This window comes from Pseudomonas sp. W4I3 (assembly GCF_030816195.1).
Lineage (GTDB): Bacteria > Pseudomonadota > Gammaproteobacteria > Pseudomonadales > Pseudomonadaceae > Aquipseudomonas.
Map to the genome: position 1 here is coordinate 1,822,984 of NZ_JAUSXS010000001.1, position 14,551 is coordinate 1,837,534.

A 14,551-nucleotide genomic window follows, 5' to 3' on the forward strand; every position below is an offset into this window, starting at 1 on the left:
TGAGGGCTGTGCTGTGGCGGATGGCGCTATCGGGAGCAAGCCCCCTCCCACATTTGAATTGTGAATACATTCAAGTGTGGGAGGGGGCTTGCCCCCGATGAGGCCCTTACCGGCACTACATACCTGTCAGAAAAAGCACCTTTGCCACATCCGCAAAGCGCTTGGCAAAGTGCACCGTCATCCCTTCCTTGAGGTACTCCGGCAATTCCTCGAAGCTGCCGCGATTGGGCTCCGGCAGGATCAGCTCGTGAATCTTCTGGCGCCGCGCCGCAATCACCTTCTCACGCACGCCGCCAATCGGCAGTACATGCCCGGTCAGGGTCAGTTCGCCGGTCATTGCCACGCCTTTTTTCGGCGGTTGGTTACGCGCCAGGGACAGCAGTGCGCTGGCCATGGTCACGCCCGCGCTCGGTCCGTCTTTCGGCGTGGCGCCTTCCGGTACGTGCAAGTGCACGAAGGCTTCATCGAAGAACTTCGGATCACCGCCAAACGACTTCAGGTTGGAGCTGATGAAGCTGTAGGCGATTTCTGCGGATTCTTTCATCACTTCACCCAGTTGCCCGGTGAGCTTGAAGCCGCGATTGAGCGTGTGGATACGCGTTGCTTCAATCGGCAAGGTCGCGCCGCCCATGCTGGTCCAGGCCAGGCCGGTAATCACACCGGTGCCGGACAGCACTTGTTCATTACGGAACACCGGCATGCCCAGGGAGCTTTCCAGGTCTTTGGGGCCGATCTTGATCACCGTATCCGGCTCGTCCAGCAGCTTGACCACCGCCTTGCGCACCAGTTTGCCCAGTTGTTTCTCCAACTGACGCACACCGGCCTCGCGTGCATACCCATCGATCAACGCACGCAAGGCGCCGTCGCTGATGCTCAGGCTGGTTTTTGCCACGCCGGCCTTTTCCAGCTGCTTGGGCCACAGGTGGCGCTTGGCGATGGCGACTTTTTCTTCGGTGATGTAGCCCGACAGGCGAATCACTTCCATACGGTCGAGCAATGGGCCGGGAATCGAGTCCAGGGTATTGGCGGTGCACACGAACAGTACTTTGGACAGGTCCAGGCGCAGGTCCAGGTAGTGGTCGAGGAATTCGACGTTCTGCTCGGGATCGAGGGTTTCGAGCAGGGCCGACGCCGGGTCGCCCTGGAAGCTCTGGCCCATCTTGTCGATCTCGTCAAGCATGATCACCGGGTTCATCACCTCCACATCCTTGAGCGCCTGCACCAGCTTGCCGGGCAGGGCGCCGATGTAGGTGCGGCGGTGGCCCTTGATCTCGGCTTCGTCGCGCATGCCGCCGACGCTGAAACGGTAGAACGGCCGCCCCAGGGATTCGGCGATGGATTTACCCACGCTGGTCTTGCCCACGCCCGGCGGGCCCACCAGCAGCACGATAGAGCCGGCGACTTCGCCCTTATAGGCGCCGACCGCGAGAAATTCGAGGATGCGGCTCTTGATGTCGTCCAGACCCGCATGGTGTTTATCCAGCACCTTGCGCGCATGTTTCAGGTCGAGCTTGTCTTCGCCATACACGCCCCACGGTACTGAGGTAGCCCAGTCCAGATAGTTGCGGGTGACGGCGTATTCCGGCGAGCCGGTTTCGAGGATCGACAGCTTGTTGAGTTCTTCATCGATACGTTTCTGCGCCTGGGCCGGCAGCGCCTTGCCCTCCAGCCGTTGCTCGAACTGTTCGACATCAGCGCTGCGGTCGTCCTTGGTCAAGCCCAGCTCCTGCTGGATCACCTTGAGTTGTTCCTTGAGGAAGAACTCGCGCTGATGTTCGCCGATCTTGCGGTTAACTTCGGCGGAAAGTTCTTTCTGCAGGCGCGCGACTTCGACTTCTTTGCGCAGCATCGGCAGCACTTTTTCCATGCGCTTGAGCATGGGCACGCAGTCCAGCACTTCCTGCAACTCGTTACCGGTGGCCGAGGTCAGCGCGGCGGCGAAGTCGGTGAGCGGTGACGGGTCGTTGGGGCTGAATCGGTTGAGGTAGTTCTTCAACTCTTCGCTGTACAGCGGGTTGAGCGGCAGCAGTTCCTTGATCGCATTGATCAGCGCCATGCCGTAGGCCTTGACCTCGTCGGTCGGCTCGCTTGGCTGGTGCGGGTATTCGACCTCCACCAGATACGGTGGGCGGTGGTGCTTGAGCCAGGTCTTGATGCGCACGCGGGTCAGGCCCTGGGCGACGAACTGCAGCTTGCCGTTCTCGCGGCTGGCGTGGTGCACCTTGACCAGGGTGCCGTACAGCGGCAGGGCCGAGGTGTCGAAGTGGCGCGGGTCTTCGGGCGGTGTATCCATGAAGAACAGGGCGAGGGAGTGGTGGTCGGACTTGCTCACCAGTTCCAGGGTCTCGGCCCAGGGTTCTTCATTGACGATCACCGGCAGCACTTGCGCCGGGAAGAAGGGCCGGTTGTGGATCGGGATGATGTAGACCTTGTCCGGCAGGTTTTGCCCAGGCAGGGCCAGGCCGGTGTTGGACGAGGTTTCAGCGTTCTCAGGGTCGGCGTAGTCGTTCAGGTCGTAATCAGGGACGTCTTGCTGGTCGCTCATGGGGCACCTGCATAAGGAAGTATGCAGCTTAGATGGGGCGGGGCAGTGGTGGTTTCAATGGCAGGGGCGAGATAGCAACATATTGCATAAAATTACTGAGTGGCCGGCGTAGCGTCAGCTGATTTTGTGGAGATAGGCGGGAAGGGGCTGCTCCGGCAACACCGAAAGCACCTTCAACCGCTGCAGCATCCGCTGGCTTGCCCGCTGCAGATGCTCACGCAGGTTCAACGCTGCCGCGTCGAACGCGCCATGCAACAACAGCTCCAGTATCAACCGATGTTCAGCCAGCATCGCCGGATCGGCGCCGATGCCCAGCAATCGATGGAAGATGCGGCTGATGATCATCGGGCTCTGGCCCTGGCGGATCAGCGCGGCGATCTTGCGGTTCTGCAGGCCGGCGAGGCAGCGCTGGTGCAAGTCCTCTTCGATCTGCTCGATGGCTTCCAGGCTGCAGTGCGGGTTCTCCTGGGCGGCCATGACCCGCTGCAGCATGGCTTGGAGGGCTTGCCGGTCGAGGTCCGGCGCGCTCTGGCGCAGGGCCTCGGGTTCCAGGCAGGCGCGCAGTTCGTAGTCTTCGATGACTTCCCGCGCGGTCAACGGCCCGGCCAGCCATTGGGAGTAGGGCTCTTTCTCCACCAGGCCACGGTCGCGCAGGCGCATCAAGGCCTCGCGCACCACGGCGCGGCTGACGCCGTAGAGGTCGGCGGCCGCTTGTTCGTCCAGGCGGTAATGGCCGAAGGCAATGCAGGTGGACAGCGCCGCGCCGATTTCCTCGACGATGCGCTCGCCCAATGGCCGGGTGTCCACCAGATCGCCCTCGCCATCGAGGCCCAGATGCGCAGGGCTCAGGGGCAGGCGTAACGGTTCGACGGCCACGCCTTCAGGATTGATCAGGTAGCCCCGGCCGTTGAAGCGGCAGATCAGGCCCTCGTCATGCAGCAGGTCCAGCGCCTTGCGCACCGGCACGCGGCTGGTGCCGAACAGCTCGGCCAGCGGCGCTTCCAGCAGCACAAGCCCATGGCGCGCGGTGCCGTTGACGATCGCATCACGCATCACCGTGTGAATCATCGCGTAACGGGATGCCGAGGCGGACACTGTTTTCATCTGCATCTCTGGGTCAGGAGTTCTAAGGCGTGGCGAAGCCCGGGATTCTCTCATAGATGGGCCTGTCACTCTGCGCCACGTCGGTGGCACTTTTTTGGGGCCTTTGGCGCCGGCCTGTTACCTTTCTGCACCAAAATGTATTTATTAATAAAAGATACATTATTTCGCCCGAGGGCTGGCTCAGCACCTGCATCGAATTATTTTGCGTGCTTTGAAAGCTTCTATCCCGTGGTTATGGAGCGAGGCGCGGAATAAACGAGACAGGGTCCGACAAGAGACTGGCACGAAAGCTGCCTGCTTAAAACGTACATTTTATAAATATATACGTTTTAAGGTGATCCCGATGTCAGACGCCACCTCCATGGCCGAAGCGTTCGCCAGTGGTCGCAGCGACCCGGTGCAGGTCCTTGAACAGGCGCTCGTGCACGCGAGCATGGCGCCCAGCGTGTTTATCTCCTTGACCACCGAGCGTGCGTTGCGGGAAGCCGAAGCGTCCGCCGCACGCTGGCGTGCCGGCCAACCGTTGAGTGCGTTCGACGGCGTGCCCCTGGCCTGGAAGGACCTGTTCGACGTGGCCGGCAGCATCACCACCGCAGGCGCTGCCTATCGCCGCGAGGCGCCGGCCGCCTTGCTCGATGCGCCCAGCGTGGGGCTGTTGTGCCGCGCCGGGATGGTCAGTATCGGCAAGACCAACCTCAGTGAACTGGCGTATTCCGGCCTGGGCCTGAACCCGCACTTCGGCACGCCCCATAACCCGAACAGCCTCGATCAGCCAAGGATTCCCGGCGGTTCCTCATCAGGTTCGGGCGTGGCGGTGGCAGCCGGCATCGTACCGATTGCCATGGGCACCGACACTGCCGGCTCGATCCGAATTCCCGCCGCGCTCAATGGCGTGGTGGGCTACCGCAGCAGCTGCCGCCGCTACAGCCGCGACGGCGTATTCCCCCTGGCCCGCAGCCTCGACAGCCTCGGCCCGCTGACCCGCAGCGTGCGCGATGCGCTGGTCATCGACGACCTGCTCCATGGCCGCGTGCAAACCCATATCGCCCGCAGCCTGAAGGGCCAGCGTTTCGTGCTTGAGCAAGGCGTGTTGCAAGACGTCGAGCCGGCCGTGCGCGACAACCTGCTGCGCGCGGTGGAGCAACTCAGGGCCTGCGGTGCGCTGGTCGACGAGCGGCCCTGCGCCACGTTCCAGGCAACCCTCGACCTGATCCGTCAACACGGCTGGCTCGGCGCTTTCGAAGCGTTCGCCCTGCACCAGGCCTTGCTCGACAGCCGTGACGCCGAGCAGCTCGACCCGCGTGTGCGCCGCCGTCTCGAAGCCGCCCGCACGTTGCCGGCCAGCCAGTTGATCCACCTGACCGATGCGCGCCGGCGCCTGCAGCACCAACTGAGCGACGACCTCGACGGCGCTCTGCTGATCACCCCGACGGTCGCCCACGTCGCCCCGGCGCTGGCACCGCTGGAAGCCGACGACGCGCTGTTCGTCAGCACCAACCTTGCGACCCTGCGCCTGACCATGCCCGGCAGCCTGCTCGACATGCCGGGGGTCAGCCTGCCCAGCGGCCGCGATGCCCTCGGCCTGCCCACCGGTCTGCTGCTCAGCGCCCCCTGTGGCGAGGACGCGCGCCTGCTCAGGGCCGCGCTGTCGGTCGAAACCGCCCTCAACCCTTGAAGGAGACACACCATGGCTAAAGACATTCTCTGTGCATTCGGCGTCGATGTGGACGCCGTCGCCGGCTGGCTCGGTTCCTACGGCGGCGAAGACTCGCCAGACGACATCTCCCGCGGCCTGTTCGCCGGTGAAGTCGGCGCGCCGCGCCTGCTCAAACTGTTCGAGCGCTACGGCCTGCGCACCACCTGGTTCATCCCCGGCCACTCGATGGAAACCTTCCCCGAACAGATGAAGGCAGTGGCCGACGCCGGCCACGAAATCGGCGTGCACGGCTACAGCCACGAAAACCCCATCGCGATGACCGCCGAGCAGGAAGAAATCGTCCTCGATAAATCCATCGAACTGATTACCCAGGTCACCGGCAAACGCCCCACCGGCTACGTCGCGCCATGGTGGGAATTCAGCAAGGTGACCAACGAGCTGCTGCTGAAAAAAGGCATCAAGTATGACCACAGCCTGATGCACAACGACTTCCACCCCTACTACGTGCGCAAGGGCGACAGCTGGACCAAGATCGACTACAGCCAGCACCCCGACACCTGGATGAAACCCCTGGTGCGCGGCGAGGAAACCGACCTGGTGGAAATCCCGGCCAACTGGTACCTCGACGACCTGCCGCCGATGATGTTCATCAAGAAAGCCCCCAACAGCCATGGCTTCGTCAACCCGCGTCATCTGGAAGAGATGTGGCGCGACCAGTTCGACTGGGTCTACCGCGAACACGAACACGCGGTATTCACCATGACCATCCACCCCGATGTGTCCGGCCGTCCGCAAGTGCTGCTGATGCTGGAGCGCCTGATCGAACACATCCAGAGCCATGCCGGCGTGCGCTTCGTCACCTTCGACGAAATCGCCGACGATTTCATCCGCCGCCAACCCCGCACCTGACCCCAACCCCGAACCCTGTAGGAGCGAGCTTGCTCGCGAAGAACCCATGAGCGCCGCGTGCATCCAGACTGCCCGCGTCGTCATTGACGATTTTCGCGAGCAAGCTCGCTCCTACAGGGAGGGCAATCTCTATCCCTTGAGGCGCGCTCCATGTCTATCTATAACAAGCTTGACCTGACTGGCTGGAAACCCCGGCAACTGACGTCCCAGGAAGTGCGCTTCGCCACCTGGATCGCGTTTTTCGCCTGGGTGTTCGCGGTGTATGACTTCATCCTGTTCGGCACCTTGCTGCCGGAGATCGGCCGGCACTTTGGTTGGGGTGAAGTGGAGCAAGCGCAAATCGCGACCTGGGTGGCGGTGGGCACGGCGGTGGTCGCGTTTGCCATCGGGCCCATCGTCGATAAGCTGGGGCGGCGTCAGGGGATTATTTTTACCGTGGCCGGTTCCGCGCTGTGCTCTGCGCTTACCGCGATTGGCGGAGCGTGGGGCAAGTCGCCGCTGATCCTGATCCGCTCGCTGGGGGGCTTGGGGTATGCCGAAGAAACCGTTAATGCCACCTACCTGAGTGAACTGTATGGCGCTTCGCAAGACCCGAAACTGACCAAGCGTCGCGGGTTCATCTACAGCCTGGTGCAGGGCGGCTGGCCGGTCGGTGCGCTGATCGCCGCCGGACTCACCGCACTGCTGCTGCCGATTATCGGCTGGCAGGGCTGCTTCATCTTCGCCGCGATCCCGGCCATCGTGATTGCGATCATGGCGCGCAAGCTCAAGGAGAGTCCGCAGTTCCAGATTCACCAGCGCATCAGCCAGCTGCGTAAACGCGGTGCGGTGAGCGAGGCGCAGAACGTCGCCGCCACCTACGGCGTGGATTATGACGAACACAGCAAGGCCGGCCTCAAGGCTGCGTTCCGTGGCCCGGCCCGCCGCGCCACCCTGGTGATCGGCGCCGCGCTGCTGCTCAACTGGGCGGCGATCCAGGTGTTCAGCGTGCTCGGCACTTCGGTGATCGTCAGCGTGCACCACATCTCGTTCGAGAACTCGCTGATCATCCTGGTGCTGTCGAACCTGGTGGGCTATTGCGGCTACCTGAGCCACGGCTGGATGGGCGACAAGATCGGCCGACGCAACGTGATCGGCCTGGGCTGGATGCTCGGCGGCCTGGCATTCGCCGGGATGCTGTTCGGCCCGAGCAACATGTCGATGGTGGTCGGGCTGTACAGCCTGGGCCTGTTCTTCCTGATCGGGCCGTATTCGGCGGCGCTGTTCTTTATCAGCGAAAGCTTCCCCACCAGCATCCGCGCCACCGGTGGCGCGATCATTCATGCCATGGGGCCGATCGGCGCCGTGGTGGCCGGGTTTGGCGCCACTCAGGTGTTGTCCGCCGGCAGCGACTGGCAGACCGCCGCGCTGTGGTTCGGCGCGCTGCCGTGCTTTCTGTCGGGTGCCTTGATGTTTGCCGCGCGCCACGTGCGTCCGGAAACCGTTCAGTAAGGAGTTGTCGATGAACCGTAAAGTTGCCTTGATTACCGGTGCCGCCAGCGGCATCGGCCAAGCCCTTGCCGTGGCCTATGCGCGCAGCGGCGTGGCGGTGGTAGGCGGGTATTACCCGGCCGATCCCCATGACCCGCACACCACCGTTGCCCTGGTGGAAGAAGCCGGTGGCGAATGCCTGATGCTGGCGCTGGACGTGGGCGACAGCGCCTCGGTGGACGCCCTGGCCGAGCACGCGGTGCGGCATTTCGGGCGCCTTGATTATGCAGTGGCCAATGCCGGGTTGTTGCGTCGTGCGCCGTTGCTGGAAATGAGCGATGCGTTGTGGGACGAGATGCTCAATGTCGACCTCACGGGAGTGATGCGCACCTTCCGCGCCGCCACGCGGCATATGACCGAAGGCGGCGCGCTGGTGGCGATTTCGTCGATTGCCGGTGGCGTGTATGGCTGGCAGGAACACAGCCACTACGCGGCGGCCAAGGCCGGGGTGCCGGGGTTGTGCCGTTCGCTGGCGGTGGAGCTGGCGGCCAAGGGCATTCGGTGCAATGCGGTGATCCCCGGGTTGATCGAGACGCCGCAGTCATTGGATGCGAAGAATTCGCTGGGGCCTGAAGGGTTGGCCAAGGCGGCCAGGGCGATCCCGCTGGGCCGGGTAGGGCGCGCCGATGAAGTGGCGTCGCTGGTGCAGTTTTTGACCAGTGACGCCTCGAGCTACCTAACCGGGCAAAGCATCGTCATCGACGGCGGTTTGACCGTGCGCTGGCCTGACTGACTAAAAATGTGGGAGAGGGCTACCTGATCCCACTGACTGTACTCAACCCAAAAGTGTGGGAGGGGGCTTGCTCCCGATAGCAGTGGTTCAGCCACTGCTGCCTTGTCTGAGGCACCGCTATCGGGAGCAAGCCCCCTCCCACATTGGAACTGTGTATTTTTTGGGAGATTTGTATGAAGCAACTTAGCCATCGCCGCGCCGTCATCACCGGTGCCGGCAGCGGCATCGGCGCCGCCATCGCCCAGGCTTACGCGGTTGAAGGCGCACGCCTGGTGCTGGCCGACCGCAACGCGGCGGGCCTCGCCGAAATCGCGATCACCTGTCGCAACCTCGGGGCCGAGGTGGTCGAGTGCGTGGCCGATGTCGGCACCGTCGAAGGCGCCCAGGCCGGCGTCGACCGATGCGTCGAGCACTTCGGCGGTATCGATATTCTGGTCAACAACGCCGGTATGCTGACCCAGGCACGGTGCGTCGATCTGACCATCGCTATGTGGGACGAGATGCTGCGTGTCGACCTCACCAGCGTCTTTGTCGCCAGCCAGCGTGCCTTGCCGCATATGCTCGCGCAGCGCTGGGGGCGGATCATCAACGTCGCCTCGCAACTGGGCATCAAGGGCGGTGCCGAACTGAGCCATTACGCGGCAGCCAAGGCCGGGGTGATCGGCTTCACCAAGTCCCTGGCCCTGGAAGTGGCCAAGGACAATGTGCTGGTCAACGCCATCGCCCCCGGCCCCATCGAAACCCCGCTGGTGGGCGGCATCAGCGACAGCTGGAAACGCGCCAAGGCCGCCGAACTGCCGCTGGGCCGCTTCGGCCTGGCGGACGAAGTCGCGCCTACCGCCGTGCTGCTGTCCAGTACCCCGGGCGGCAATCTGTTCGTCGGCCAGACCCTGGGCCCGAACGCCGGCGATGTCATGCCATGAGCGGGGCCTGACCATGTGCGGACTGTGTGGCTTGCTCGGCGAAGACCTGCACTGGAGCGACCCCTTGGGCGACGCGCTGCCCCGGCGGCGCGAGCGCCTGCGCCGGATTGCGGCGATCAACCAGGTGCTGGCGGTGTTCCGGCTCAAGGTCGAGGACTTTCAGGGCGCCTCCTATCTGCTGCTCGGCGCCACCGGCAAACAGGCGCTGGCCAGCGGCCTGGATCAACTCTGGCAGGCGGCCGAAACCATGCTCGGCCGCCCGCTGGACCCCCTCGACCCCATCCTGCTCGACCACTTGGAACACCCCAAACTGTAGGAGCGAGCTTGCTCGCGAAAAACGAGCAGGCGGCGCGGAGTATCTGTTAGCGCTGCGTCATCGTTGACGATTTTCGCGAGCAAGCTCGCTCCTACAGAGGCGGTGGAGAGAAAAAAATGAGTATGCCCCTGAATGTCATCACCGGTTTCCTCGGCAGCGGCAAGACCACCTTGCTCAAGCGCCTGTTGCAGGGCGAAAGCCTGGGCGACACTGCGTTGCTGATCAACGAGTTCGGCGATGTCGGCATCGACCATCTGCTGGTGGAAGAAGTCGCACCGGACACCGTCCTGCTGCCCAGCGGCTGCGTGTGCTGCTCGATTCGCGGCGAGTTGAAGGACGCGTTGCTGGGCCTGTTGCAACGCCGTGAGCGCGGCGAAATCCCGGCCTTCAAGCGGGTGATCCTGGAAACCACCGGCCTTGCCGATCCCGCGCCGATCCTCGCCACGCTGAACAACGACGTGCAACTGCGCGGGCGTTTTCATATCGGCCTGGTGATCACCTTGGTCGATGCCAGCCATGCTGCACTGCAAGAGCGCCTGCACCCGGAGTGGCTGGCCCAGGTGGCGGCGGCCGACCGGTTGCTGTTGAGCAAGACCGACCTGGTCGACGATTGCACCGCGCTGCGCGAGCACCTGCAGGCCCTTAACGCCGGTACGTTGATCCTTGATACCCAGGCCATTCACAGCGGCGATCAACTGCTGCTCGGCGAAGGCGTGCGCGGCGCCGAGCCCGGCGTGGAGGTCAGTCGCTGGCAGCTGCATCAACCGGTCACGGCCCGCCACGGCGCGGCGCAGGTGTGCTGCCTGACCTTCGAGCAACCGCTGGACTGGGTCGGGTTCGGGGTGTGGTTGTCGATGCTGCTAAGATGCCACGGCGAACGAATCCTTCGCGTCAAAGGACTGCTCAACGTGAACGCAAGCTCGGCCCCTATCGTCATTCACGGCGTGCAGCACTGCCTGCATGCCCCGGTGCATCTGCCAGCCTGGCCTGGCACCGAGCGCCAGTCGCGCCTGGTGTTTATCCTGCGCGGCCTCGACCCAGCGCTGTTGCGCCGTTCCTTCGATGTGTTCGCGCGGCGGTTCGCGGCATGATCACACTGCGCGTGCTCGGCACTTCCGTGACTTTGCTCGAATGCCTGCGTGTGCGCGCCGAGCAGGAGCTGGGCATTCGCCTGGTGTACCAGGTGCATGATGTGGAACAGGCCCAGCGTATCGCGGTGATGCAGCCCGAGAGTTACGACTTGTACGACCAATGGTTCCACAACGTCGACTTCGTGTGGCCGGCGCGGGCGATCCAGCCCATCGACACGCGGCGCATCGCGCTGTGGCACGAGATCAACGACCTGCCCAAGCGCGGCCGACTGTCGCCCAGCGACCGCCTGGGCAATGGCAGCGTGCCGAGTGAGCGGCTGTTCGTGCAGCATGACGGCAGCCTCGGCAGCAACGTGACCGAACGCATCAGCATGCTGCCGCTGACCCACAACGCCGACAGTTTTGCCTATCGCCCGGAGCGTCTGCCCGAGGGATTCTGCCACGGCAATGAAAGCTGGGGCTGGCTGCTGGACCCGGCGTGGCGCGCACGCACCGCGCTGCAAAGTGACGCCGCCATCGGTGCGCTGGATGCCGCGCTGGCCGTGCAGGGCGCGGGGCTGGCGCAGTTCAGGGACATCGGCAACATGAGCATCGAGGAAATCGACGTGCTCGCCGGGATTCTGGTGCGCAAGCAAAAGGAGGGGCACTTCGCGGCGTTCTGGTCCGACGATGAAGAGGCCGCGCAACTGATGCTCAGCCCCAGCATCGACATCCAGAGCCTGTGGTCACCCACCTTGATGCGCCTGCACCGTGCCGGCGTGAAATATCGGCTCGCCGTGCCGCGAGAAGGCTATCGCGCCTGGTTCGGCGGGTTGTCGTTGTCGCGTCATGCCCAGGGCCCGGTGCTGGATGCGGCCTATGCCTACCTCAATTGGTGGTTGTCCGGCTGGCCGGGGGCGGTGATGGCGCGCCAGGGTTACTACATCGGCAACCCGGCGCGCAGTCGCGACCACCTGAGCAGCGCCGAGTGGGATTACTGGTACGCCGGCAAGCCTGCGCGCGAAGAGCTGCTGGGCAGCGATGGCCTGCCGCTGATCGACATCGGCGAAGTGCGTGACGGTGGCTCCTATGAGCAGCGCATGGGGCACATCGCCGTGTGGAATTCGGTGATGGATGAACACAACTATCTGGTCCGCCGCTGGGGCGATTTCATGCGCGCGCGCTGCCTGTAGGTTCCAGTCCTGTAAGCGCGAGCAGCGGTTTTACGATCAAAAAAGCAGCCAGAAAAAAAGGCGGCTACCCATGCAGGTAGCCGCCTTTGTTTTGCCGCCGGTTTCGCTTAATCCGGCAGTTTGAACGCCATCACATAGTCACCCTGCTTGGTGCCCAGCGAGCCGTGACCGCCGGCCATGACCAGCACGTATTGCTTGCCGTCCTTGCCGGTGTAAGTCATCGGGGTGGTCTGCGCGCCTGCTGGCAGGCGGCCTTCCCACAGCTGCTTGCCGTTTTTCACGTCATAGGCACGCAGGTACTGGTCAAGGGTACCGCTCAGGAATGCGACGCCACCTGCGGTGGTGAACGTACCGCCCAGGCTAGGCACGCCCATGGTCAGCGGGATCGGAACCGGCGAGCTGTCACGCACGGTGCCGTTCTTGTGCATCCAGATGGTTTGGTGGGTGGTCAGGTCGACCGCGGCCACATAGCCCCATGCTGGCGCCTGGCACGGCAGGCCCATCGGCGACAGCAGCGCTTCGAGGATCACGCCGTATGGCGCGCCTTTGTTCGGCTGTACGCCTTCGGTTTCGCTGACGCGTGGGCCTTGCTTGGCGATCTCGGCAGCCGGGATCAGTTTCGATTTGAACGCCATGTAGCTTGGGTTCACGAACGCGATCTGGCGAACCGGGTCAACCGAGATGCCGCCCCAGTCGAACACGCCGAAGTTGCCTGGGTACACGATCGAGCCCTGCAGCGACGGCGGGGTGAACGGGCCGTCGTAGCGCATCGACTTGAAGTCGATCCGGCAGATCAGTTGGTCGAACGGCGTCACGCCCCACATGTCACGCTCCTTGAGGGGCGGTGGCATGAAGTTCAGGTCGGACTTGGGTTGGGTAGGGGAGGTGCGGTCGCCCGCGACTGCGCCCTGTGGCACCGGGATTTCATTGATCGGCACAACCGGTTGGCCGGTGGCGCGGTCGAGCACGTAGATGCTGCCTTGCTTGGTCGATGCCATCACCGCTTGCTTGACGCCGTCAGCGGTCTTGATGTCGATCAGCGAAGGCTGGCCGCCCACGTCCATGTCCCACAAGTCGTGGTGGGTGAACTGGAAGGTCCACTTCACGTGGCCGGTGTCGATGTCCAGGGCGGTCAGGCCAGCGGCGTATTTCTCGGAGTCATCGGTACGGTCGCCGCCGTACTGGTCGGGCATCTGGTTGCCCATCGGCAGGTACAGCGTGCCGAGTTTTTCATCCACGGCGAACATGGACCACATGTTCGGCGAGTTGCGGGTGTAGGTCTTGCCCTCGGCCAACGGGGTGGTGTCGTCCGGGTTGCCGCTGTCCCAGTTCCACACCAGCTTACCGGTGTGCACGTCGAACGCACGGATCACGCCGCTTGGCTCGTCGGTGGAAACGTTGTCGGTCACGTGACCACCGATCACGACCAGGTTCTTGGTCACGGCCGGTGGCGAAGTGGAGTAGTAACCGCCTGGGGCGAAGCTGCCGATGTTGGCGCGCAGGTCGACCTGGCCTTTGTCACCGAAGTCTTCGCACATCTTGCCGGTGTCGGCGTTCAGGGCGATCAGACGGGTGTCGGCGGTTGGCACGAAGATGCGTTTCGGGCAGGCGGTTGGCGCGGCGGCCGGGCTGGCGCTGCCGGTTGGGCTCTGCTCGGAGGCGTAGACGGCGTCATCGTGGTACGACACGCCACGGCAGGTCATGTGCGCCCAACCCTTGAAGTTCTCAGCACCCTGGGTGGTGATCTTCGGGTCGAAACGCCAGATTTCCTTGCCGGTGTCCGGGTCCAGGGCGATGACCTGGCTGTGCGGGGTACACACGTACAGCATGCCGTTGACTTTCAGCGGGGTGTTTTCCGCGGTGGTTTCACCGGGGTCGCCCGCGCCAGGAATGTCACCGGTACGGAAGGTCCAGGCCGGCACCAGCTTGTGAGCGTTTTCCGGGGTGATCTGCGCCAGTGGCGAGTAACGGTCACCGAAGGCCGAACGGCCGTAGGAATTCCAGTCACCATCAGCCTGGCTCGGTGCAGCGCTGGCCATGCCAGGCACTGCATCGCGGTCCAGTTGGCCGGTCTTGACCATTTCACCCGGGTTGGTGAATTGGCTGGCCAGCGCGGTAGCGCCCGCCAGCACCACGGCCACGCTCAGCGCGCCGGTGCCCAGCGGCGCGGCTTGACCACGCAGCAACGGACGGCGAAACCACGGCAGCAGCATGACGATGCCCAAGGCGAACAGCAGGGCCAGGCGCGGTACCAGTTGCCACCAATCCAGGCCGACTTCCCACAGGGCCCACACGGTACTGGCGAACAGCACCAGTGCGTACAGGCCCAGCGCAGCGCGGCGGGTGGCCAGCAGCAAAACGCCAGTCAAGGCGATGCCGATACCGGCCAGCAGGTAATACAGCGAGCCGCCGAGCATGCTCAGCTTGACCCCACCGGCCAGCAAGGCCAGCCCCATGATCAGCAGCAAGACACCCAGCAACCTGGGCAGCAGGCGGCTTGGGCTTGAGGCACCATCAGTGCTCATAGTGTGTTTCTCCGTTACGTTGGAATTATGTATCCCCGTGCTTCAC

11 protein-coding genes are annotated in these 14,551 nt (G+C 63.8%); 8 read left to right on the plus strand and 3 right to left on the minus strand.

The features are described 5' to 3' along the window. Positions 1 to 115 precede the first annotated feature (115 nt). Both lon and QF045_RS08230 read right to left on the minus strand, forming a co-directional pair. Complete coding sequence (lon, locus tag QF045_RS08225) at positions 116 to 2,545, minus strand: endopeptidase La (protein ID WP_306491775.1); 2,430 nt, start codon at positions 2,543 to 2,545, stop codon at positions 116 to 118. Between the two features lie 114 nt (positions 2,546 to 2,659). Continuing rightward, complete coding sequence (locus tag QF045_RS08230; RefSeq protein ID WP_306491776.1) at positions 2,660 to 3,649, minus strand: GntR family transcriptional regulator; 990 nt, start codon at positions 3,647 to 3,649, stop codon at positions 2,660 to 2,662. Positions 3,650 to 3,992: 343 nt separating this feature from the next. On the opposite strand from QF045_RS08230, the gene QF045_RS08235 reads away from it, so the two are divergent. From QF045_RS08235 to QF045_RS08275, 8 genes are all read left to right on the plus strand, one after another. Next, positions 3,993 to 5,324, plus strand: coding sequence for an amidase (locus QF045_RS08235; protein ID WP_306491777.1), 1,332 nt, complete (start codon positions 3,993 to 3,995; stop codon positions 5,322 to 5,324). A gap of 12 nt (positions 5,325 to 5,336) precedes the next feature. Continuing rightward, positions 5,337 to 6,215 (plus strand): polysaccharide deacetylase, encoded by an 879-nt coding sequence (locus QF045_RS08240; RefSeq protein WP_010212857.1) that lies wholly within the window; start codon positions 5,337 to 5,339, stop codon positions 6,213 to 6,215. 150 nt (positions 6,216 to 6,365) lie between these two features. Then, complete coding sequence (locus QF045_RS08250) at positions 6,366 to 7,706, plus strand: MFS transporter (RefSeq protein ID WP_306491778.1); 1,341 nt, start codon at positions 6,366 to 6,368, stop codon at positions 7,704 to 7,706. Positions 7,707 to 7,716: 10 nt separating this feature from the next. Further along, positions 7,717 to 8,478: an SDR family NAD(P)-dependent oxidoreductase gene (locus QF045_RS08255; protein WP_306491779.1), complete on the plus strand. Its 762-nt coding sequence runs from the start codon at positions 7,717 to 7,719 to the stop codon at positions 8,476 to 8,478. A 173-nt stretch (positions 8,479 to 8,651) separates the two neighbouring features. Continuing rightward, positions 8,652 to 9,401, plus strand: a complete 750-nt coding sequence (locus QF045_RS08260) for an SDR family NAD(P)-dependent oxidoreductase (RefSeq protein WP_306491780.1) — start codon at positions 8,652 to 8,654, stop codon at positions 9,399 to 9,401. Between the two features lie 13 nt (positions 9,402 to 9,414). Then, positions 9,415 to 9,717, plus strand: a complete 303-nt coding sequence (locus tag QF045_RS08265; protein ID WP_306491781.1) for a hypothetical protein — start codon at positions 9,415 to 9,417, stop codon at positions 9,715 to 9,717. Positions 9,718 to 9,833: 116 nt separating this feature from the next. After that, positions 9,834 to 10,808 (plus strand): GTP-binding protein, encoded by a 975-nt coding sequence (locus QF045_RS08270; protein ID WP_306491782.1) that lies wholly within the window; start codon positions 9,834 to 9,836, stop codon positions 10,806 to 10,808. Beyond that, positions 10,805 to 11,980, plus strand: coding sequence for a PotD/PotF family extracellular solute-binding protein (locus tag QF045_RS08275; RefSeq protein ID WP_306491783.1), 1,176 nt, complete (start codon positions 10,805 to 10,807; stop codon positions 11,978 to 11,980). The genes QF045_RS08270 and QF045_RS08275 overlap by 4 nt, the downstream gene beginning before the upstream one ends. Before the next feature lie 107 nt (positions 11,981 to 12,087). On the opposite strand, the gene QF045_RS08280 is transcribed toward QF045_RS08275, so the two are convergent. Further along, complete coding sequence (locus tag QF045_RS08280; RefSeq protein ID WP_306491784.1) at positions 12,088 to 14,505, minus strand: glucose/quinate/shikimate family membrane-bound PQQ-dependent dehydrogenase; 2,418 nt, start codon at positions 14,503 to 14,505, stop codon at positions 12,088 to 12,090. Positions 14,506 to 14,551 lie beyond the last annotated feature (46 nt).